The 21985-nt window shown below is 41.8% G+C and carries 14 protein-coding genes, 4 tRNA genes and 3 rRNA genes; 7 read left to right on the top strand and 14 right to left on the bottom strand.

Annotation, left to right across the window (positions count from 1 at the left end; translation table 11 throughout):
• The first annotated feature begins 51 nt into the window (after positions 1-51).
• From AK825_RS03325 to AK825_RS03310, 4 genes are all read left to right on the top strand, one after another.
• Positions 52-1380 (top strand): efflux RND transporter periplasmic adaptor subunit, encoded by a 1329-nt coding sequence (locus AK825_RS03325; protein ID WP_068034711.1) that lies wholly within the window; start codon positions 52-54, stop codon positions 1378-1380.
• Positions 1381-1614: 234 nt separating this feature from the next.
• Entirely contained in the window at positions 1615-3564 is a 1950-nt protein-coding gene (locus AK825_RS03320) for a MacB family efflux pump subunit (protein WP_068038983.1), read from the top strand.
• A 379-nt stretch (positions 3565-3943) separates the two neighbouring features.
• Positions 3944-4019: transfer RNA gene (locus tag AK825_RS03315), tRNA-Lys, on the top strand.
• Between the two features lie 227 nt (positions 4020-4246).
• Positions 4247-4322: transfer RNA gene (locus tag AK825_RS03310), tRNA-Lys, on the top strand.
• Positions 4323-4387: 65 nt separating this feature from the next.
• Here AK825_RS03310 and AK825_RS03305 read toward each other — a convergent pair.
• Positions 4388-5176, bottom strand: a complete 789-nt coding sequence (locus tag AK825_RS03305; protein ID WP_068034709.1) for an MBL fold metallo-hydrolase — start codon at positions 5174-5176, stop codon at positions 4388-4390.
• Positions 5177-5468: 292 nt separating this feature from the next.
• Positions 5469-7556, bottom strand: coding sequence for a catalase (locus AK825_RS03300; RefSeq protein ID WP_068034707.1), 2088 nt, complete (start codon positions 7554-7556; stop codon positions 5469-5471).
• Between the two features lie 407 nt (positions 7557-7963).
• Between AK825_RS03300 and AK825_RS03295 the strand changes: the two genes are divergently transcribed.
• Entirely contained in the window at positions 7964-8773 is an 810-nt protein-coding gene (locus tag AK825_RS03295) for a dienelactone hydrolase family protein (protein WP_203226488.1), read from the top strand.
• A 133-nt stretch (positions 8774-8906) separates the two neighbouring features.
• Here the strand turns inward: AK825_RS03295 and AK825_RS03290 are convergent, their stop codons facing one another.
• The 3 genes from AK825_RS03290 to AK825_RS03280 form a co-directional block, all read right to left on the bottom strand.
• Positions 8907-9563, bottom strand: coding sequence for a DUF938 domain-containing protein (locus AK825_RS03290; protein ID WP_203226487.1), 657 nt, complete (start codon positions 9561-9563; stop codon positions 8907-8909).
• 76 nt (positions 9564-9639) lie between these two features.
• A complete protein-coding gene (locus tag AK825_RS03285; RefSeq protein WP_068034705.1) occupies positions 9640-10104 on the bottom strand; it encodes a flavodoxin in 465 nt (154 codons plus the stop codon).
• Positions 10105-10127: 23 nt separating this feature from the next.
• Positions 10128-10535, bottom strand: coding sequence for an OsmC family protein (locus tag AK825_RS03280; protein WP_068034703.1), 408 nt, complete (start codon positions 10533-10535; stop codon positions 10128-10130).
• A 285-nt stretch (positions 10536-10820) separates the two neighbouring features.
• Between AK825_RS03280 and AK825_RS03275 the strand changes: the two genes are divergently transcribed.
• Together AK825_RS03275 and AK825_RS03270 are read left to right on the top strand one after the other, a co-directional pair.
• Entirely contained in the window at positions 10821-12287 is a 1467-nt protein-coding gene (locus AK825_RS03275; protein ID WP_068034701.1) for a hypothetical protein, read from the top strand.
• Positions 12288-12364: 77 nt separating this feature from the next.
• Positions 12365-13714, top strand: coding sequence for a DUF1501 domain-containing protein (locus AK825_RS03270; protein WP_068034699.1), 1350 nt, complete (start codon positions 12365-12367; stop codon positions 13712-13714).
• Positions 13715-14072: 358 nt separating this feature from the next.
• On the opposite strand, the gene AK825_RS14955 is transcribed toward AK825_RS03270, so the two are convergent.
• The 9 genes from AK825_RS14955 to AK825_RS03225 form a co-directional block, all read right to left on the bottom strand.
• The gene (locus AK825_RS14955; RefSeq protein WP_264753637.1) at positions 14073-14195 is read right to left on the bottom strand and encodes a hypothetical protein; all 123 of its coding nucleotides are present in this window, start codon (positions 14193-14195) and stop codon (positions 14073-14075) included.
• A gap of 172 nt (positions 14196-14367) precedes the next feature.
• Positions 14368-15285 (bottom strand): hypothetical protein, encoded by a 918-nt coding sequence (locus AK825_RS03260; protein ID WP_068034697.1) that lies wholly within the window; start codon positions 15283-15285, stop codon positions 14368-14370.
• A 91-nt stretch (positions 15286-15376) separates the two neighbouring features.
• Positions 15377-15877, bottom strand: a complete 501-nt coding sequence (locus tag AK825_RS03255; protein ID WP_068034695.1) for a hypothetical protein — start codon at positions 15875-15877, stop codon at positions 15377-15379.
• Positions 15878-16366, bottom strand: a complete 489-nt coding sequence (locus tag AK825_RS03250) for a YfbU family protein (protein ID WP_068034692.1) — start codon at positions 16364-16366, stop codon at positions 15878-15880.
• 234 nt (positions 16367-16600) lie between these two features.
• Positions 16601-16715: ribosomal RNA gene (gene rrf / locus AK825_RS03245) — 5S ribosomal RNA — on the bottom strand.
• Positions 16716-16896: 181 nt separating this feature from the next.
• Positions 16897-19757, bottom strand: a 23S ribosomal RNA gene (locus AK825_RS03240).
• A gap of 365 nt (positions 19758-20122) precedes the next feature.
• Positions 20123-20198: transfer RNA gene (locus AK825_RS03235), tRNA-Ala, on the bottom strand.
• Positions 20199-20206: 8 nt separating this feature from the next.
• Positions 20207-20283: transfer RNA gene (locus tag AK825_RS03230), tRNA-Ile, on the bottom strand.
• A 93-nt stretch (positions 20284-20376) separates the two neighbouring features.
• Positions 20377-21915 (bottom strand): 16S ribosomal RNA (locus tag AK825_RS03225).
• The 16S, 23S and 5S rRNA genes sit together here with 2 tRNA genes alongside, the layout of an rRNA operon.
• Between the last annotated feature and the right edge of the window lie 70 nt (positions 21916-21985).

Raw genomic sequence — 21985 nt, 5'->3', positions numbered from 1 at the left:
TGAAGTCTCTACTATACATACACTTGAGTTCACTGTGATTGGATTGTTGTTATGCGTAAAATGAGCAAAAAGTCTGCTATTAAATGGGGTGTCATTGTCCTGATTGTCGTAGCATTGGCGGCGTTAGCTTACACTACTCTAAAACCAGAAGAAGAAAAACCCAACTATCTGACAGCGACTGCTGAGATTGGTGATATCGAAAACAATGTCATGGCCTCAGGGAAAGTCAAAGCCCTCAATACCGTTGATGTCGGTGCACAGGTATCTGGTGAAGTAAAACGTCTCTACGTTGAGGTTGGTGATGAAGTACAAGAAGGCGATCTTATTGCTCAAATCGATCAAGTAACTCAAAATAATAACTTAAGCAATGAGCAAGCTAGCCTTGAGCAAAGTGAGGCCGCATTACAAAGTGCACGCGCAGAAGCATTAAGCCGTCAAGCTGGTCTAAAAAGTGCCTATGCTGATCTTGCCAGCCGCCAGTCTGAGCTTAAGCAAGCAAAGTCAGACTTCGCACGTTTGCAAGACTTAGTCGCTATCGATGCGATTTCGCAGCAAGAGTATGACACTCAAGCGACTAGCGTTGAAACAGCAAAAGCCGCGGTTGCTAATGCGCGCGCTGCTATAGATACTGCTAAGGCTGCTATTGCCACTACGCAGGCTAATATTAATGGCCAACAGGCAGCATTACGTAAAGCGCAAACTAATGTGAGTACGGCAGAGGAAGATCTCAGTTATACCACCATCCGCGCACCTATATCAGGTACCGTCGTTTCTATTACTACCGAGCAAGGGACGACCGTTAATGCCAATCAAACCGCACCGACACTGGTCACTTTAGCGGATTTATCAACGGTTCGTATCAATGCACAAATCTCTGAGGCCGATGTTATCAATGTCGAAGCTGGTATGCCCGCCTATTTCAATATCATTGGTAATCCCGACCAGCAATATGATGCAGTGTTGACTGCTATTGAACCAGCACCTGAGAAAATTAGTGAGACCAGTTCAACGGACTCTGCTATCTACTATGTGGGCTATGTGGAAGTGCCAAACCTTGACAGATTGTTTCGCATTGATATGACTGCGCAAATTTATATTGTTATCGACCAAGCCAAAGACGCGTTGCTCGTACCATCAGCTGCAGTGCAAGAAAAACCATCTAAAAATAAAGCCGATAAAAAAGCTAAAACCAGTAAATTCATACGTGTATTAAATGACGATGAAACAGTAGAAGAACGCGCAGTAACTGTAGGGATTGATAACCGAGTAAATGCACAAGTTCTAAGTGGTCTAAAAGAAGGTGAACAAGTCATTATCAGTGAAGGTAGTGCCAAAGGTTCTGGTAGCGGTCGTATGCGTGGCGGCCCACCAGGAATGTAACTTGCTCTTTGTATATGTTGGTTGCAATGGGGCTTAAGCACGATAGCCCTACTGCAGCGACGTTCATCATCCTTGATTAAAGACATTGCTATGACTATATCTCAATCTTCTAAACCATCGTCTAACAGTGAAGCCAGCCAAGGCTTAGAGCAACAAGCGTCTGCCAACAGTGCTAACGCCACTAGAAAACCTGACTCACAGAATCATACTCAATCGGCAGCTGACAAGCCTATCATGCAACTGTCTGGTATTATTCGAGAGTTTCCTGCAGGTGAGCAAACCATTCGCGTCTTGCACGATATTAATTTAACTATTAATCAAGGCGAAATGGTCGCTATCATCGGGCAATCCGGCTCTGGCAAGTCCACCTTGATGAATATCTTAGGCTGCCTCGATCAAGCAACAGCTGGTGAATATAAAATCTATGGTAAGTCAGCACGTAAGTTAGACGCTGATGAGCTTGCCAAGCTACGCCGTGAGCACTTTGGCTTTATCTTTCAGCGCTATCATTTGCTTGGTGATATCAGTGCAAGAGACAATGTTGCTGTCCCTGCCGTATATGCTGGCATGGATACGGAAGCTCGGATTAACCGTGCCGAAAAGTTACTTACCGACTTAGGGCTTGGGGATAAAGTCGGTAATCGCCCCAATCAGCTTTCAGGCGGACAACAACAACGTGTCTCTGTCGCTAGGGCCTTGATGAATGGTGGTGATGTCATCTTAGCCGATGAGCCAACTGGTGCGCTTGATAGTAAGTCTGGCGAAGATGTGATGGCAATATTACACGACCTAAATGCAAAAGGTCATACCATCATCATGGTTACTCATGACCCAAACCTTGCTGCACAAGCTGAACGAGTAATTGAGCTCAAAGACGGCTATGTCATTGCTGATTATAAAAATGACAATTATCAACAAACTGATGCTAAACCCGAACCCATTTTAGACAATCACCGCAAAAGCGCGTTTGCTAGTTTTATTGATCGTCTGTTCGAAGCATTTAAGATGTCTTTGCTTGCTATGCGAGCCCATAAGATGCGCACCTTGCTAACCATGCTGGGTATTATTATCGGTATTGCTGCTGTCGTCTCTATTGTAGGTCTTGGTCAAGGCTCCCAGCAGCAGATTCTTGCCAATATCAGCTCACTGGGTACTAACACCATTACCGTTAGTGATGGTTACCCTAGGGGCGATCCAAGACGTCGTTACAATGATGACAACCTGACCCCAGAGGATGCACAAGCGGTTGGTAATCAGCCCTATATTACCAGTGTTAGTCCGCAGGTTAATGCCAACTCCAGTGTTCGCTATCGCAACATACAAGAGGAATCTACCGTCAATGGTGTCGGTAAAGACTACCTACAAGTCACTGGTGAGACCTTAGCACTCGGCCAAGGTTTCGACGAGCAAAGTATTAACTTGCGTAGCCAAGATATCATTATAGATGACAATGCCAAGCAAACCTTTTTTGCAGATAATGACAATCCTATTGGCGAGGTAATATTAATTGGCAGCGTTCCAGGGCGAATCATTGGTGTGCTTGAAGAAAATGATGGCGGTTTTGGCGCAGATCTTACTACGCCTACCATATACATGCCTTATACCACCGTAATGTCACGTATTAGAGGCAGTACCAATATCGATCGATTTGTGGCCTTGGTAAGTGATGATGTCTCCTCCAGTGTGGCTGAGTCTGCAATCTCTGACTTAATAGAGAGCCGTCATGGTGAAGAGGATTTCCAAATTCGCAACTCAGACTCTATACGTCAAACTATCGAGTCAACAACAGGCGCTTTGACGCTACTAATCTCATCAGTTGCCGTTATCTCACTGATAGTTGGCGGTATTGGCGTGATGAATATTATGTTGGTATCAGTTACCGAGCGTACCAACGAGATTGGGGTGCGTATGGCAGTTGGTGCGCGTCAAAATGACATTATGCAACAGTTTTTGATTGAGGCTGTGTTGGTCTGTATTTTAGGTGGTCTACTGGGTATTGGGTTGGCATTCGCCATTGGTGAATTAATCAACCGTGTTGGCGGCGATAGCTTCAAAGTTATTTACTCGCCAACTTCTATTATTGCTGCTTTTGTTTGCTCAACGCTGATTGGGGTTGTTTTCGGATTTTTGCCAGCACGAAATGCCGCCAAACTTGATCCCGTTGAAGCACTTTCTAGAGATTAGCTAATGATTTATGAAGCAACATATAAGATATAAAGGGTTAAGAATAGATAAAACAGTAAAAAAAGAAAGAAATCTAAATTTTTATGTGAGATTTGCACTTTTTTTAAAATGCGGGGTTGTAATTGTCATAATAATATATATAATGTGCTCTCACGTTTAGGGATACAAATTCTTTAAACGAGAGAACAAACTTGATGTCTCTGTTGATATTGATAAGTCGATATATAAAGAAATTAAGTTTGAAATAATCTCCTTTTAAGGAAATTATTCTTGCATACAATCAGATACATTGATTATATGCATAAGTATTAGAAAATCCTATTTAAAGGATTTTCTCTTGCGAAGCTAAAAAAGCAGTGCTCTTTTTATACGCTTCTCAGGGCCGTTAGCTCAGTTGGTAGAGCAGTTGACTTTTAATCAATTGGTCCCGCGTTCGAATCGCGGACGGCCCACCATTTTTAGTTTAATCCTTATTAAGCGTTCTGCCCTATCCGGTAGTTGTTTAATAAATTAGTTTGAAAGACCTTATTTAGGTTTCAAGTTTTATATAATTTCCCTTTAAGGAAATTATTCTTGCATACAATCAGATATATTGATTATATGCATAAGTATTAGATAATCCTATTTAAAGGATTTTCTCTTGCGAAGCTAAAAAAGCAGTGCTTTTTTTATACGCTTCTCAGGGCCGTTAGCTCAGTTGGTAGAGCAGTTGACTTTTAATCAATTGGTCCCGCGTTCGAATCGCGGACGGCCCACCATATTCCTAAAAGCCCAGTCACTATACGATATAGTGACTGGGCTTTTTTTCGTCTGAAGCTTTTCTTTATTTCTTACGGTTACCTTTAAAAATACTGAAGTCAGCATCTTTTCGCCACAGCAGTTTATGCTTGATAGTATCTTTAATCGTACGTGGGTGCTTAGGCGCTTGCTTTATTAACATATCAAAAGTCGCTTCATCTATAGCTAACTCACGTCCATGCGCCATCATGACTATTGATGGCTTTAAATCTTTTATTCTTTGTAATGACTGGATATAAACTTTAGGATCATAAATGGGAAAAGGTGCAACGAATTTATGACGTAGCTTAATAATCAAATCAGCTGTATATACCTGCCTACTTGGCACATGGAACAAAGATAAATCACGATCTGTATGGCCTGGCGTCTCTAGGACTTGCCATTCATCAAACCCCGGCACACAATCTCCATCTTTAACGACAATATCAGGCTTAAGGTGCGCTGGATAATACAAGTTTTTAGGTGAGCGCCCTTGACGTCTCGCCACATAATTAGCCAGACCCATATCTACAAAATGCATGGTTCGCCCACCGATACCGCTATACCACTGGCTATTCTTATCCGCAGATACAATAACACAGCCTGTCGCTTCTCTGAATTTGTGTGCCCCGCCGGCATGATCTGGATGCATGTGAGTGACTATCACTACTTTCAAATCCGTTATCGGGCGCTGCAAAGTCGCTCTAATATAGTCTAACACCATCGCTATATCAGGGCGGCAGCCACCATCTAATAGCATAATTTTAGATGGATATATCGCAAGATACGTACTTTGAATATATCCATCTAAGCGTACAATTTCACATAAACTCATTTATATTCCCTGCCTCATTAGTCATTCTTGTTATGAGGCTTCCTTTCAGTGTAAGCAATAATCTTTAGTATAGCGTTCGTCATTTTTAAATAAATGACTTTGAGTGAACGCTTGTGACTATAAATAGTTAATATTGAATAACGCTTGAACAAAAAACTTATAAATTTGTCATCAGAAAAGCAAAAACTCAGCACATAGGCTGAGTTTAAGATAAAGCATTTAATAATTGAAATTGCAGTTAGCGTTGTTTAAACAAAATTGATCTTTGCTAAGCTAGCCTTTACTGATTTAACTAGGCAAGATCACGAACCTTGGGCTCACGTTCCCACAGACGTGATTTGGCATTTTCGATAAAGGTATCTAACTCAGCCAATGGCGTGACAAAGCTATCTTTTTCGATAGGTAGCTTACTTAAGATAAATTCATCGGTCGCACCACAATAAGCAATCGCTTTGCAATGCCCATAAGCATCGTTGAACCAATCTAATGCTGAGCTGTCTTTGGCAAGCTTTTTAGCTTGATCAGGCATAATGATACTAACCACTGCATCAAACATCACTGAAGGACCGCCAGCGAGACGCTCGTCAGCTTGGATGCGTGTATCGTCATCCAACACAACTTCTTTGTTGGGCGCAACGATTTTTACGCTAGCGCCCTGCTCTTTTGCCGCATCTTCAAACTTTTGGATTTCACTATGTTTGGAGCCATCAGCGACCAAGATACCGATCAAACGTCCTTTTAAACTCTTAGGAGTAAGACCAATCGTTTGTACTGCGTCGGAAGTCGCCATATCTTGTACTGGTGCTGCTGCGTCGGCTGGTTCTGGCAATTCCATACCAAGCGCTTTTGCCACACGATTTGCCAAGTCTTCATCGATATGAATGAGATGACTAAGCGTACGAGTACGTACATGCGCCGTATCTACCTTACCAAGCTCAAACGCGTAAGCAGAAGCAATATGTGCTTGCTCAGCTGGCGTTTGACTGCGATAGAACATACGCGGTTGACTATAATGATCCGCGAAGCTCTCTGCACGTACACGACCTTTCACCCCATCATCCAACTGCTCATGGAATGATTCAAAACCACGCTTAACGCTTTCACGCGGTCTGGTTGGATCTAAACTCTGAGGTTCATAAAGGACGCGAGTTTTAGGTACTTGCATTTGCATATGACCGTCTTGTTGATTATTAGCAAACGGACATTTTGGCGCATTGATAGGAATTTGTGCAAAGTTTGGTGAGCCTAACCGTGAGAGCTGGGTATCTAAATAACTAAATAGACGACCTTGTAATAATGGGTCATTACTAAAATCGATACCAGGTGGCAAGTGTGATGGACAGAATGCGACTTGCTCCGTTTCCGCAAAGAAATTATCCGGATAACGATTAAGTACCATTTTACCCACTACCTTAACTGGCACCATTTCTTCTGGAATCAGCTTGGTAGCATCTAAATGGTCAAATGGGAATTCATTGGCTTCTTCTTCGGTAAATAGCTGTACACCAAACTCCCACTCAGGATAGTCGCTGTTATTAATTGATTCAAACAGATCACGACGATGATAATCAGGATCAGCACCTGAAATTTTCACTGCTTCATCCCACGTGGTCGACTGTACACCAAGTACTGGCTTCCAATGAAAACGCACAAAGGTACTCTTACCATCTTTGTTAATCAAACGATAGCTATGAATACCAAAGCCTTCCATCATGCGTAAGCTACGCGGTAAAGCACGATCACTCATCAGCCAAATTAGATTATGCATAGTCTCAGGACTTAACGACACAAAGTCCCAAAACGTATCATGGGCAGATGCCGCTTGCGGGAAACCGCGATCAGGCTCTGGTTTTACCGCATGGATTAGGTCTGGGAATTTCATCGCATCTTGAATAAAGAAGATTGGCATGTTGTTACCAACGATATCCCAGTTACCTTCTTCGGTATAGATCTTCACTGCAAAACCACGTACATCACGTGGTGTATCTTTTGAACCCTTATTACCAGCAACCGTAGAAAAGCGCGTAAACAATGGCGTCTGTTTACCAGTTTCAGTTAAAATTTTCGCCGTAGTATATTCTTCTAATGACTCTGTTAGTTCAAAATAACCGTGCGCTGCACTACCGCGCGCATGGACAATACGCTCAGGAATACGCTCATGGTCAAAATGATGAATCTTTTCACGCAGTACAAAATCTTCTAATAGAGTCGGCCCGCGAGCGCCTGCTTTTAGAGAATTTTGGTTATCAGAAATAGCGACGCCCTGCTGGGTCGTTAAAACTTTAGTGTCATCACCTGCGCGCTGATGAGTCTCACCCCCGGTACCACGTTCAGTATTCATATTCTTAGCGGGGTCGGTATGATCTAGATTCTTATTCATAATATATCCTAGCTAATGAGTAAAATGACCTCTTTTGAAATCATTAATAAAGTGCTTACACAGGTTTAGTATCCTTGGAGATAATTTTGACTTCATATGTCTATTAGTTGTCTGTGTTTTAGCACTGCCGATTATTAAAAAGATAAAGAAATAATAAGCTTACGAGTTATATTACCCAAAAACTAAGTGGTGTATATAGTGAACCTTGTTGATATTTAGTTAAAGTTTATGCATTTTAAATAGAAAGACCTTATTTCTTTAGCCTACGTCTTAGAAATCGATTCTTGTAATGTAGATCTTCTTTAAGGTATGATTTTATGAAGGATTACACACCGATGATAAATAAATGGACATTATTCTTAGCCACATATTTATCTCTCTCTTATCAAATTATGAGGCTACCTATTATGTCACCGTTACCAACATCATCAACCACATCTGACTCTTCTTCTAAGAACCTCTATCGCTCATTAATGCTGGGAACTTCATTAGGTTTGATGGCGCTCACTTTTAGCCAAACAGCTGCAGCCATTACTACCAAAAACGTTACCTATAAGGTTGATGACCAAGTATATGAAGGTTATTACGCTAAAGCCGATAAACCTAATGCGCCTTTTATTTTACTCATTCATGATTGGGATGGGTTGACAGACTATGAGCGTAAACGCGCTGATATGTTAGCAACTGAAGGCTATAACGTGTTGGCAGCAGACATGTTTGGGCAAGGCATTCACCCTACTTCTATTGAAGAAAACAAACGCTTAACCGGAGCATTATATGACGATCGTAGCAAGATGCGCCGCTTGCTACAAGGTGCACTGAATGCCGGACGACTACAAGGTAACGATGTGCGTAAAGGCACTACAATGGGGTATTGTTTTGGCGGTACGGTTGCTTTAGAGCTAGCACGCTCAGGCTTCCCGCAAAAAGCGTTTGTACCATTCCATGGTGCTTTTGATATTCCAACGGGACAAAGTTATGATAATACCACTGGAGAAATCTTAGTTTTCCACGGCTCTGCTGATGAATCTGTATCCCTTGAGAGCTTTGCCACTTTGGGTAAGACGTTAGAGACTGCTAAGGTACCACATGAGATGGTAACTTATAGTGGTGCGCCACATGCCTTTAGTGTATTCGGGAGTGATAGATATGATAAACGTGCCGATGAACGCTCTTGGAAGCGTTATTTAGATTTTTTAGCAGAAGAATATAAATAATTAGAATAAATTGTGTCAGTCCAAACAACAAGATATCTATCATATGTAGAGTATCAAGATAGAATTAAATGATTTTATCTTGATGCCTTTTCAACTTTTCGGGTGCAACATAACTTCCTATACAACCCTTGTCTTAGCTTGTTTTCTGAAAGACCAATAGCTGGTTATTCGCAGGCATCGCATACTTCTCATTTAATGTTAAATGATTTTGTTCTGCTAAATCTGTTATATCTTCTAAATTGCGAATGCCACTCTGTGCGTCACGCTGCCGTAAGCTGATATCAAACTGCTGATTACTGGCACTGGTGTAGTGTCCATTTTCGTTGAATGGTCCATATACAATCAGCTTTCCGTGTGCAGGTAGTATATTTCCGACCAAAGTAAATAACTGCTCAACTAAAGACCAAGCAATGATATGCAGGGTGTTAGCAGTAAATACTGCATCGTAAGGCGTATCAATAGCATTATTAACTGGCACTAAGTCATGAGCTAAATTAAAAGCAAGAGGTGCATATAAGTTAGCCGCAGGATATTCAGCATGCCAAGCTTTGATACTTACATGATTATTGACAACATCACTGGTTTGCCATGTTAGATGCGCTAATCTTGGTGCAAAATAAACACTATGTTGACCAGTACCTGAGCCAATCTCCAGCACATTCAAAGAGTCTTTTAACTCTTTTTGCAAAACAGATAAAATTGGATGCTTGTTATTCTCACAAGCTTGAGAGTATGGCAGTGCAGCAGCAGACATAGAATCAGTATTAATATTATTATCCATTATTAACATCCTAATTTTTATACTATTGATATCGCGATATTAGAGCGTGTTGAACATTCACAAATAGTAGCTAAACGCTTTAAAACTAATAAATACCCGCTTCTACTCCAGCTGCAAGCGTCATCGCCAGCTCTTCTACTTGCTCAGTGAAGCCGTCTTGCCAATCACCTTTTAAGATTAGCGCCTCTTGAATCCATTCCCAACGCAGTCCAGTGGTAATCGTCTTCATAGCAAGCTTGGTACCCGTACCATCCTGTCCAGCTCGAATATATAACGCAAATGGCATGCCTTGCTTTTCTTCTAGTACAGGGTAATAACATCGATCAAAGAAGTCTTTGGTCAGCCCTGCCATATAAGCTAGATTCTCAGTCGTTCCTAATAATAATGCATCTGCTGCCAACACATCTTCAGGCTGGGTGTCCTGTGGCGATTTTAGGATGACATTAATATCTATATCAGGATGATTAGCACCGTCGTAGGCAGCTTGCGCCAATTTTTTGGTATTGGGCGACGGTGCATGCGCAATGATAAGTAAAGTTTTGGTAGCCATATTAATCACCATTATAGAGGTTACTAGTTTTTGGAATTAATAGTCACTTTCTGAATAATATCAGAATGGATGCTTTTAGCAACCGGACAAGTTAGCGCGGTGTTATAGAATATTTTTCGCGTTTTATCATCTAACTCTTGGTTAAAATTAATAGCAATATGTACTTCACTGACTCGTCTTGGGTCAGCTGCCATAACCTTAGTAACTTCGGCGATAGTGCCTGCAATATCAATCTCCATATCACGAGCTTTGATACCAATAATCGTCAACATACAACTGGCCAAACTGGTCGCTAGCAGATCCGTTGGCGAAAACGCTTCACCTTTACCCTGATTGTCAGTTGGCGCGTCGGTTATGATTTCATCATTTGATTGCAAGTGAATAGCTTGGGTTCGTAGATCGCCTTGGTAAGTTACTTTTGAGGTTGTCATAGGGTTCTCTTTGCTAGTTGTTTGTCTTAATTGTTATACCTGCTAGTGGCAGTGCTTATATAGAATGATCTCATTACACTATCTTACAGTGGTATAAGACTTATGCAAATAAGTATGGTTATCAAAACTTGATTGCTACAATTTCCTAGTTGTTATGGGTTTTATAGAAAGAAAGCTAGTCTATACTCACAATCCCGATACTACAGTCAAAATTAAGCATTAATTCCTCAACATATGTAAAACGAATTTATGCAAAACGAAATTATCTTAATGAATGGAATGTTTATGAGTGTTAGCCAGAATTTGTTAAATTTAGATACGGTCACAGAAGGTAAGGTTATCAAAAGCGATGGTAGCATTATTAGTACTTCTAGTTATGATGTATCCGACTTTATTAAAGTAGAGCCAAATGCTGCATATACCATCTTTAGCGAACAACGCAGAGGTCTTGATACGTTTAATAGTATTGCCTATTACGATGGAAACAAGAGGTTTATCAAACGGGTATCCGCAATAGACAGATATTCAGAAAGTATAACTATTATTACCCCTAGAGATGCTTACTATGCGCGCCTCAATATGAATGGTGGCCATGCCTACGAGCATAATCGTACGTTTGTAAAGGGTGGCGAAGTACTGCCTTATCAAGATCTTGAGGGCGTATACCCTGACCCTAATCAAGATACCATCTATTATAAGAATAATTATAATACGCCTGAAGAAGCGCTTGAGGATGCAGCTAAGCGCGGAGGTGCCAATATTATATTCCCAGATGGTAAATATGAGGTAGCGCTAGAACCTAGAGTGCCCAATATTCGGCTGTTCGGTACGGGTGAAACCTACTTTTATGCTAAATCTAGATCAGCAGTGCTTGAAGTCCGTGAAGAAGGTAATGGCTTTCAAGCTACTGGCGTTCATTTTAGAGGCCAAACCATAAAGCATTCTGACACTAACAGCCCACTGGCCACCTCTATCTATTGCATGTGGATATGGGGCAAAAATTGTAAGTTTAGTAACTTTACGTCTGAAGGAGCGATATACGATAGCTTATACATACGTGGCGACGGTGAAATGAACTTCGAAGCTAGTGATTTCAGAATAGGTCCATCTAACAGAAACTGTTTAACTATCGCATCAGGCCTTGGTATAACACTTAAGAACGGCATCGTTCGATTCGAAAAAGATGCGTATGTCTATTCTACAAACCCTAGAGGAAGTGATTCTGAACCGACCTATGGCGGTTTATACCTTGCTGATATTGAACCACCTACCTCTTCTCATCAATGGGGCAATGTACTATATGAAGACATTGAGTTTATCAATGCTAGCGACTCATCTGGAGGCCGACGGGTCATAGTACAAGATAACAATCGTGACAATCGCAATTACTTTGATATTACTGTTCGTAACTGTCTTATGATCAAGGAAGGTAATCATAATGGAGATGCCCCGTACATCAGTCTGAAATCAAAGTCTGATCAGAAAGTATTTAGAGGTATTAATGTTGAAGGTGGTACATATAATAACCGCGTCATTATGACATCAGAGTATGAGAAGATACTTGAAGACTGTACGTTTGAGAATATTACACTAGATACTATAAAGGCTTTTAGCTGGCTAATTACCCTTGGCAAAGATTGTGTTGTCAGAAATATTGATACTAAAGTTGGCGATGAAATTACAAATTTCAATATTAACTCTTCAACTAATATCAATGTCGAAAATGTATTAGGCAATAGTAATGTTAGTTGATGATATCTTTCTTTAGTAGTATCGCAGGTCAATGTTTTAACAAGTCATAAAGTAATAAAGATTATAGGAAAGTTATCATGAATGAATTATCAAGAAGAGCCTTTTTACAGCGTTTAGGCTATTTAGCGGGTGCTGGTGTTGTTACTCCTATGGCTATCAACTTATCAGCTATGAACAAAGCAACAGCGGCAACGACAGACTCAGATTATAAAGCCTTGGTCTGTGTTCTATTAGACGGAGGTAACGATCAAGCCAACACTTTGATTCCCATCGACACATCCAACTATGCAACTTACCGTAAGATACGTCAAGATATCGCTTTGGATCAATCCACTTTATTACCTTTAATACCTGCAACTAATCTAGCTGGCGGTCTGAAATGGGGTTTTAATCCCAATCTCAAGCGTTTAAACAGCTTATTTCACCTAAGAAAATTGGCAGTCTTACAGAATGTAGGGTCTTTAGTACAGCCTACTTCATTAGATCAGTATAAAAATCGGTCAGTAGCGTTACCCAGAGGTTTGTTTTCTCACTTTACTCAAAAGCAAAATTGGCAAAGCACAGCTTCGGACTCTTTTAGAGAAGGCTGGGGTGGAAAAATTGGTGATGCAATACTAAAACAAAATTCGCATGGAGCATTTTCTTGTGTTGGTACCGATAATGATACTTTATTTCTGACAGGCGAAAATACCAATCCATTGAAAGTTACTCCTTATGGTATCAAAGGTACTGGGAGTAATAAAGAAGGATCCCAGGGATCTGATGCAATGAGCTTTTCAGAAGCACTGAGTAATTTATTCACTTCATCTGACGACAATGCAGTTACCGATTCTACTAACGAATCAATGATGTTATCAGCTATAGAAGACGCAAAAACTATTTCAACTGAATTTGCCACTGAAAATGCATTAGCGCAACAGCTAAAAACAGTAGCATCACTTATCAAAGCACGAGATACGCTGGGTGTCAAACGTCAGATATTCTTTGTAAAGCTTAAAGGATTCGATACCCATAATGATCTACTTGGACGACATAGTACGTTGATGCGTCTACTTGACGATGCATTAGGAAGTTTTTATGAAGCCACTGAGGAATTGGGAGTTTCTCAGAATGTCACTACTTTCACTATGTCAGAGTTCGGTCGAACTTTTAATAGCCATGGTGACGGATCAGAGCATGGCTGGGGAGGCCACCATTTCATTATGGGTGGCGCAGTGAAAGGCAGAGATTTTTATGGTGAAGCACCAGAGATAGGTCTAGATACAGCCATTGATGTCGGTGAAGGCGCATGGTTACCTACGACATCTATTGATCAGTATTCAGCGACTTTGGCTAAATGGTTTGGCGTCTCAGATAACAATCTGACAATGGTAGCGCCTAACCTACACAAGTTCAATAATTGGGATTTAGGCTTTATGTCTAGCTAATTGATTTTTAAAGTATCTTATATATAGAAGCATCTCATATGTGAAGGTCATTTTAACAGCAATAAAGCTTACCAGAATTCAGTTTTGGCAAGCTTTATTGTTTTCAGCTAGCTCTATCCCGCCTATTAAACCAAACATAAAGCTCTTTAAAAAAGTGAGATATAACTAATTAAAACAGGCTGACGGCAAAGCTTGTTTTAAACATCACAAGCTGCCTCAATACTAACTGCATGCACCTCACTGACACTTCTTGGTTCAGCTGCCACGACTTTGGTAACCTAGGCAGTAGTGCCTGCAATATCGATATCACGAGCTTTGATACCAATAATCATCAGCATGCAACTTACTGAAATAGTCGCTAATAGATCCGTTGATAAAAAGGCATCACTGTTTGCGCATCAGTGATAATTTCATTGTTTGACTGCAAATGAATAGCTGTAGTACGCAGGTCACCTTGGTAAGTTACTTTTGAAGTTGTCATTGTTTTCTCTCTATTAGTTATTGTTATTGGATTAGAATTATCAAAATATTTTAAATATCTCAATGATAGATAATATATAATTCAGACTAGTTACTCAAAATTTAGACTTTATTCTTAGAAGTTTTTAAAAAAGATTTCATGCTAGATGCCTTAATTGGATAAGCAATAAGCATCATTTAGATAAAATTTTTATTTTTCTAGGATAATAAAAAGCACCTTCAATTGGTTTTTCAGAAAATGGATATAGCTTAACACTAACTTCTTTTTTTCTATCAGATAAAAAATTATTTAGATCTTTTTCTAAGCTATTTTGACTATAATTTGGTGATAGATAATTGAAACCTTCAAGATTAATATTACCATTTTCATGCTTAGTATAGAATAATGAATTTAAAATTTCTACGGCTTCTAAGTTTTGCCAAGCAAAGCTAATGACCCCAGTATGAACAAGGCTATTTGACCAAAAATTTATATCTTTTAAAATTTCTATATCAATTGGTAGCTTGCAGTATTTCTTATATTTTTCGTCCGAAAAAAAAAGTAATAAACTAGAAATTGAAAGAGGGTATAAGGTTACTTCTCCCTTTCTCTTACCAGTTAGAAGCTTCTGTGAAGAGGATAAATAGCCAATCATATTTTTAAAATAAATTTCTATTGAAAGCCTTATTTTCAAAGGGATACAAGCAAAATCAATACTTCCTTGATAAAAATTAGGCACATGTTTTTTGCAAGATCTAACAGCATCTAGATAAAAATCTTGGCTGGTAATAAAGTTATCGCCATATGTACCGCCATCGATTTGAAGCGTTTTAGTAAATTGATTAAATAGGGTAATACTTTTTGCAAACTCAAGAAATATTTCATCTGTTTTGAAGTAATCTTCGGTATAAAGTCTATCTAACTGCCTTTTAATTGATTGTATATGAGCAGCAATTAGTTTCTCATTATTTGGGTTTAGTTGCTCTCTATAAATTAATTTTGAAAGTTCCAAATCAGTAAATGATGGTTTAATTTTCTCATGTTGCCTGTCAACTTTATCTTTTACATTTTGCATGAAATCCATTCGAATTAACTTTGTAATCTCACTCATTTATGTACTCAATATTTCAGATAAATAAATATATATATAAGTTAAGTTCAGAGCCCAGTGAAGACTACACAGCAGTGTTACCTGCTTGTATTTATTCAACAGAGCTTTCCTTTTGCTCTGTGAGCTCTTTTCTGAGTATTGGCGAAAACATAACTACTTTATTTAAAATAGATTCACCAATATCTGATATGTCTTTTGAAGTTCTAGCCGACTTAAATTTACCTAGCTCTGCATTTATTTCATCGAACGCATCATCTGCAGCATTTCCTTCTGAAGCAGAAAAATATTCTCGTAATGATTTAAGATTATGAATGAACTCCAAAGCGACTTCAGCATCAGCACTATGCTTTATACCAGTAAGGCTTGATGGCTCAGCTGAACCATATTTTAAAAACGTTCTTTTTGTTGACTCTATATGAACCTGCAATTCAGAAAGCTCTGAAGTTCTTCTATGATTTATTAATTGCTTCTTTATCTTACTAGCCAATTCAGCTGCTGACTTTGATATTCCAGCTTGCTTCCATGCTATCCACGCACCGTAAAAGGAAGCAAGTGTTCCAACAATTGATAATATTGCCATTGCCACTTCCATTTACGCCTCCAAAATTAAGCCGATCTGATCTTCAGTTAGATCGAAGTCATATTGCTTCCAAAGAGCAAGCATTCTTCTATATTTTTCAAGCATTGGCGTATGACTATTAAAATAAGGATGTTCTTTTCCATATGTTAGTTCATTAAACCTTTCTAGTTCGATTATAAAGTATTGGACGTACCCCATTAGCTCCGTCTCGTAGTTACCATCAAACCCTATGAATTTCAACTTATCAGGTATCTTCTCATTCTCATGCAATCTTTGCCAAGAGAAAGTGAAAGATCTGTACATGTCGAGAATATCAAGAACTTCCTTACACTGTTCTTTAGAAAGACCATCACTGATGTTCTCAGTTAACCAAGAATAATGAAGCTCATATCCATTTTCAAGCGCCTTTCTATTTTTAACGTAATAATCAGTATCTTCTGGATAAAGCTTTTCTAGAATAAGTAATTGGTTAATTAGTTCGTATCGCTTCATTTTGTCCATGATTTCTCCCGAAAATATAATAATTTTTTATCTTAAAATTTATACCATTATCTCAGAACAATAATATAACAATAAAAGTCGCACCATGCACTCTTTCGAACCTGTAGATGATGAAATAGCGGAATAGAGTTAAAGGTAAAGTATTAAACATATAGATGTAGCTAAAAACTCAGATAATCACCCACAAAGAAAACCCCCCAACGAATTAACGTTGGGGGGGTTTCAGGAATAGAGAGCTGACGATGACCTACTCTCACATGGGCGGACCCACACTACCATTGGCGCAACGATGTTTCACTTCTGAGTTCGGGAAGGGATCAGGTGGGGCCATCGTGCTATTGTCGTCAGCAAAGGGGGTTAGATATGAGTCTGTTGTTGTTCTTATGACTTCAATATTACTTGAGGCCTGTCAACATAAACCTAACTGAATCAAGGTTTAAGGTGATATCGAAATATTCTTACTTTATAAGCCACTACAGCTCATACAAGATAGATTAATTAGACTTGTATACAAACCACTTGGGTGTTGTATGGTCAAGCCAAACGAGCAATTAGTACAGGTTAGCTACACACATCGCTGTGCTTCCACACCCTGCCTATCAACGTCCTAGTCTTGAACGGCTCTTTAGGGAAATCTAATCTTGAGGTGGGCTTCCCGCTTAGATGCTTTCAGCGGTTATCCCATCCGAACGTAGCTACCGGGCAATGCCACTGGCGTGACAACCCGAACACCAGAGGTTCGTCCACTCTGGTCCTCTCGTACTAGGAGCAGATCCTCTCAAATTTCCAACGCCCACGGTAGATAGGGACCGAACTGTCTCACGACGTTCTAAACCCAGCTCGCGTACCTCTTTAAATGGCGAACAGCCATACCCTTAGGACCTGCTTCAGCCCTAGGATGAGATGAGCCGACATCGAGGTGCCAAACACCGCCGTCGATATGAACTCTTGGGCGGTATCAGCCTGTTATCCCCAGAGTACCTTTTATCCGTTGAGCGATGGCCCTTCCATACAGAACCACCGGATCACTAAGACCTACTTTCGTACCTGCTCGACTTGTGGGTCTCGCAGTTAAGCGCGCTTTTGCCTTTATACTCTACGACCGATTTCCGACCGGTCTGAGCGCACCTTCGTACTCCTCCGTTACTCTTTAGGAGGAGACCGCCCCAGTCAAACTACCCACCATACATTGTCCTCGGTATTGTTATACCTGAGTTAGAACCCCAACATGACCAGGGTGGTATTTCAAGATTGGCTCCACCGAGACTAGCGTCTCGGCTTCAAAGCCTCCCACCTATCCTGCACAAGTCAGGTCAAAGTTCAATGTAAAGCTGTAGTAAAGGTTCACGGGGTCTTTCCGTCTAGCCGCGGGTACACAGCATCTTCACTGCGATTTCGATTTCACTGAGTCTCTGCTGGAGACAGCGCTGCCATCATTATGCCATTCGTGCAGGTCGGAACTTACCCGACAAGGAATTTCGCTACCTTAGGACCGTTATAGTTACGGCCGCCGTTTACTGGGGCTTCGATCAAGAGCTTCGCTTACGCTAACCCCATCAATTAACCTTCCAGCACCGGGCAGGCATCACACCCTATACGTCCACTTTCGTGTTTGCAGAGTGCTGTGTTTTTAATAAACAGTTGCAGCAGCCTGGTATCTGCGACTGCCAACAGCTCAAGGAGCAAGTCCTATCACCATCAACAGCGTACCTTCTCCCGAAGTTACGGTACCATTTTGCCTAGTTCCTTCAGCAGAGTTCTCTCAAGCGCCTTGGTATTCTCTACCTGATCACCTGTGTCGGTTTAGGGTACGATTCGTTTATAACTATTGCTTAGAAGCTTTTCCTGGAAGCATGGTATTTGCCACTTCGCTGTACAAGTACAGCTTGCTATCAGATCTCGGTATAAAATAGCCCGGATTTACCTAAGCTATAAACCTACATCCTTTCACCTGGACAACCAACGCCAGGCTGACATAACCTTCTCCGTCCCTCCATCGCATTATAAACAAGTATCGGAATATTAACCGATTTCCCATCGACTACGCCTTTCGGCCTCGCCTTAGGGGTCGACTCACCCAGCCCCGATTAACGTTGGACTGGAACCCTTGATCTTCCGGCGTGCGAGCTTTTCACTCGCATTATCGTTACTCACGTCAGCATTCGCTCTTGTGATACCTCCAGCATACCTTACGATACACCTTCACAGGCTTACACAACGCTCCCCTACCACTTGAAAACAAATTCAAATCCGCAGCTTCGGCTCCTAGTTTGAGCCCCGTTACATCTTCCGCGCGGGCCGACTCGACTAGTGAGCTATTACGCTTTCTTTAAAGGATGGCTGCTTCTAAGCCAACCTCCTAGCTGTCTATGCCTTCCCACCTCGTTTCCCACTTAACTAGGAATTTGGGGCCTTAGCTGGCGGTCTGGGTTGTTTCCCTCTCCACAATGGACGTTAGCACCCACTGTGTGTCTCCCGGATATCACTCATCGGTATTCGGAGTTTGCATCGGTTTGGTAAGTCGGTATGACCCCCTAGCCGAAACAGTGCTCTACCCCCAATGGTGTTCGTCCGAGGCGCTACCTAAATAGCTTTCGGGGAGAACCAGCTATCACCGAGTTTGATTAGCCTTTCACCCCTATCCACAAGTCATCCCCTGGCTTTTCAACGACAGTGGGTTCGGTCCTCCGGTGCCTGTTACGGCACTTTCAACCTGCTCATGGATAGATCACTCGGTTTCGGGTCTATGCCCTGCAACTAAACGCCCTATTAAGACTCGGTTTCCCTACGGCTCCCCTAAACGGTTAACCTTGCTACAGAACATAAGTCGCTGACCCATTATACAAAAGGTACGCGGTCACCCTAATAAATTAAGGCTCCCACTGCTTGTACGCACACGGTTTCAGGTTCTATTTCACTCCCCTCACAGGGGTTCTTTTCGCCTTTCCCTCACGGTACTGGTTCACTATCGGTCAGTCAGGAGTATTTAGCCTTGGAGGATGGTCCCCCCATCTTCAAACAGGATTTCTCGTGTCCCGCTCTACTTAATATGTTAACGCTAATGTTTCGAATACAGGACTATCACCTACTACGGTCAGCTTTCCCACGCTGTTCTTCTACATTAGCACTAATCGGCTTCTCCCCGTTCGCTCGCCGCTACTTGGGGAATCTCATTTGATGTCTATTCCTAAGGGTACTGAGATGTTTCACTTCCCCTCGTTCGCTTCTTGTACAAGTACAAGATACCTACCTTATGGTAAGTGGGTTTCCCCATTCAGAAATCTCCGGATCACAGGATATTGCCGCCTCCCCGAAGCTTATCGCAGGCTGTCACGTCTTTCATCGCCTCTGACTGCCAAGGCATCCACCATGTGCGCTTCATTACTTGACCATACAACCCCAAGTAGTCTTTCTCTATAAATAGAGTTAGATTCCTAAGTGTTCTACAATCTAATTATGATAACGATATCACCTATGTTTATACGCTTGATTCAGTTCTCTTTACTTTTTTAATAATCAACCCCTGGGATAACAACTGATGTCGTTAAGAGGTCGATTATTAAGGTTAGAAACAACGCGTGAACACGTGTTCCTAACCCAGACTCATATCTATGTTTTTAAATAGTCTCTGTGCTCTCGTCGAGTCACAGATTCTGTATAAAACAGAAAGAAGTAATCAATGCCTATTGGCTGAATCACTTGTTTCTATTTATACATCTACTTATTTATTTGCATACTAAAGAATAGTTTATTATATGGTGGAGCCAAACGGAGTCGAACCGTTGACCTCCTGCGTGCAAGGCAGGCGCTCTACCAACTGAGCTATGGCCCCTGAAATAATGGTAGGCCTGGGCAGACTTGAACTGCCGACCCCCGCGTTATCAACACGGTGCTCTAACCAGCTGAGCTACAGGCCTATAGAGCGCATATATATCACGCCTAGGCTTTAATAAACTAGCTTAAACTAAAGAACAACTTGTTGTGAATTCTTGCTGACCGAATGCCATCTATAAGGAGGTGATCCAGCCGCAGGTTCCCCTACGGCTACCTTGTTACGACTTCACCCCAGTCATCAACCACACCGTGGTGAACGCCTCCCCGAAGGTTAAGCTATCCACTTCTGGTGCAATCAACTCCCATGGTGTGACGGGCGGTGTGTACAAGGCCCGGGAACGTATTCACCGCGGCATTCTGATCCGCGATTACTAGCGATTCCTACTTCATGGAGTCGAGTTGCAGACTCCAATCTGGACTACGATAGGCTTTTTGAGATTCGCATCACATCGCTGTGTAGCTGCCCTCTGTACCTACCATTGTAGCACGTGTGTAGCCCTGGTCGTAAGGGCCATGATGACTTGACGTCGTCCCCGCCTTCCTCCAGTTTGTCACTGGCAGTATCCTTAGAGTTCCCGGCATAACCCGCTGGTAACTAAGGAAAAGGGTTGCGCTCGTTGCGGGACTTAACCCAACATCTCACGACACGAGCTGACGACAGCCATGCAGCACCTGTATTCTAATTCCCGAAGGCACTCCCGCATCTCTGCAGGATTCTAGATATGTCAAGACCAGGTAAGGTTCTTCGCGTTGCATCGAATTAAACCACATGCTCCACCGCTTGTGCGGGCCCCCGTCAATTCATTTGAGTTTTAACCTTGCGGCCGTACTCCCCAGGCGGTCTACTTATTGCGTTAGCTGCGTCACTAAGTCCTCAAGGGACCCAACGACTAGTAGACATCGTTTACGGCGTGGACTACCAGGGTATCTAATCCTGTTTGCTACCCACGCTTTCGAGCCTCAGTGTCAGTATGATGCCAGAAGGCTGCCTTCGCCATCGGTATTCCTCCAGATCTCTACGCATTTCACCGCTACACCTGGAATTCTACCTTCCTCTCACCTACTCTAGCCTAACAGTATCAGATGCAGTTCCCAGGTTAAGCCCGGGGATTTCACATCTGACTTATCAAGCCACCTACGCTCGCTTTACGCCCAGTAATTCCGATTAACGCTTGCACCCTCTGTATTACCGCGGCTGCTGGCACAGAGTTAGCCGGTGCTTATTCTGCAGCTAATGTCATCGTCCGTGGGTATTAACCACGGAGTCTTCTTCACTGCTTAAAGTGCTTTACAACCAAAAGGCCTTCTTCACACACGCGGCATGGCTGGATCAGGGTTGCCCCCATTGTCCAATATTCCCCACTGCTGCCTCCCGTAGGAGTCCGGACCGTGTCTCAGTTCCGGTGTGGCTGATCATCCTCTCAGACCAGCTACAGATCGTCGCCATGGTAGGCCTTTACCCCACCATCTAGCTAATCCGACTTAGGCTCATCTAATAGCGAGAGCAGTAAACTGCCCCCTTTCTCCCGTAGGTCGTATGCGGTATTAATTCGAGTTTCCCCGAGCTATCCCCCACTACTAGGTAGATTCCTAAGTATTACTCACCCGTCCGCCGCTCGTCATCTTCTAGCAAGCTAGAAATGTTACCGCTCGACTTGCATGTGTTAAGCCTGCCGCCAGCGTTCAATCTGAGCCATGATCAAACTCTTCAGTTTAATCTTGCTATGAAGTCCTTTAAAGAGACTTCTAAACTTGGCTCATTTAATCTGGCAAATCGCTAAAAAT

It is taken from the genome of Psychrobacter sp. P11G5 (genome assembly GCF_001593305.1).
Classification (GTDB): domain Bacteria; phylum Pseudomonadota; class Gammaproteobacteria; order Pseudomonadales; family Moraxellaceae; genus Psychrobacter.
The sequence above is the reverse complement of the archived record's forward strand: the minus strand, read 5'-3'. Positions and strand labels throughout refer to the sequence as shown.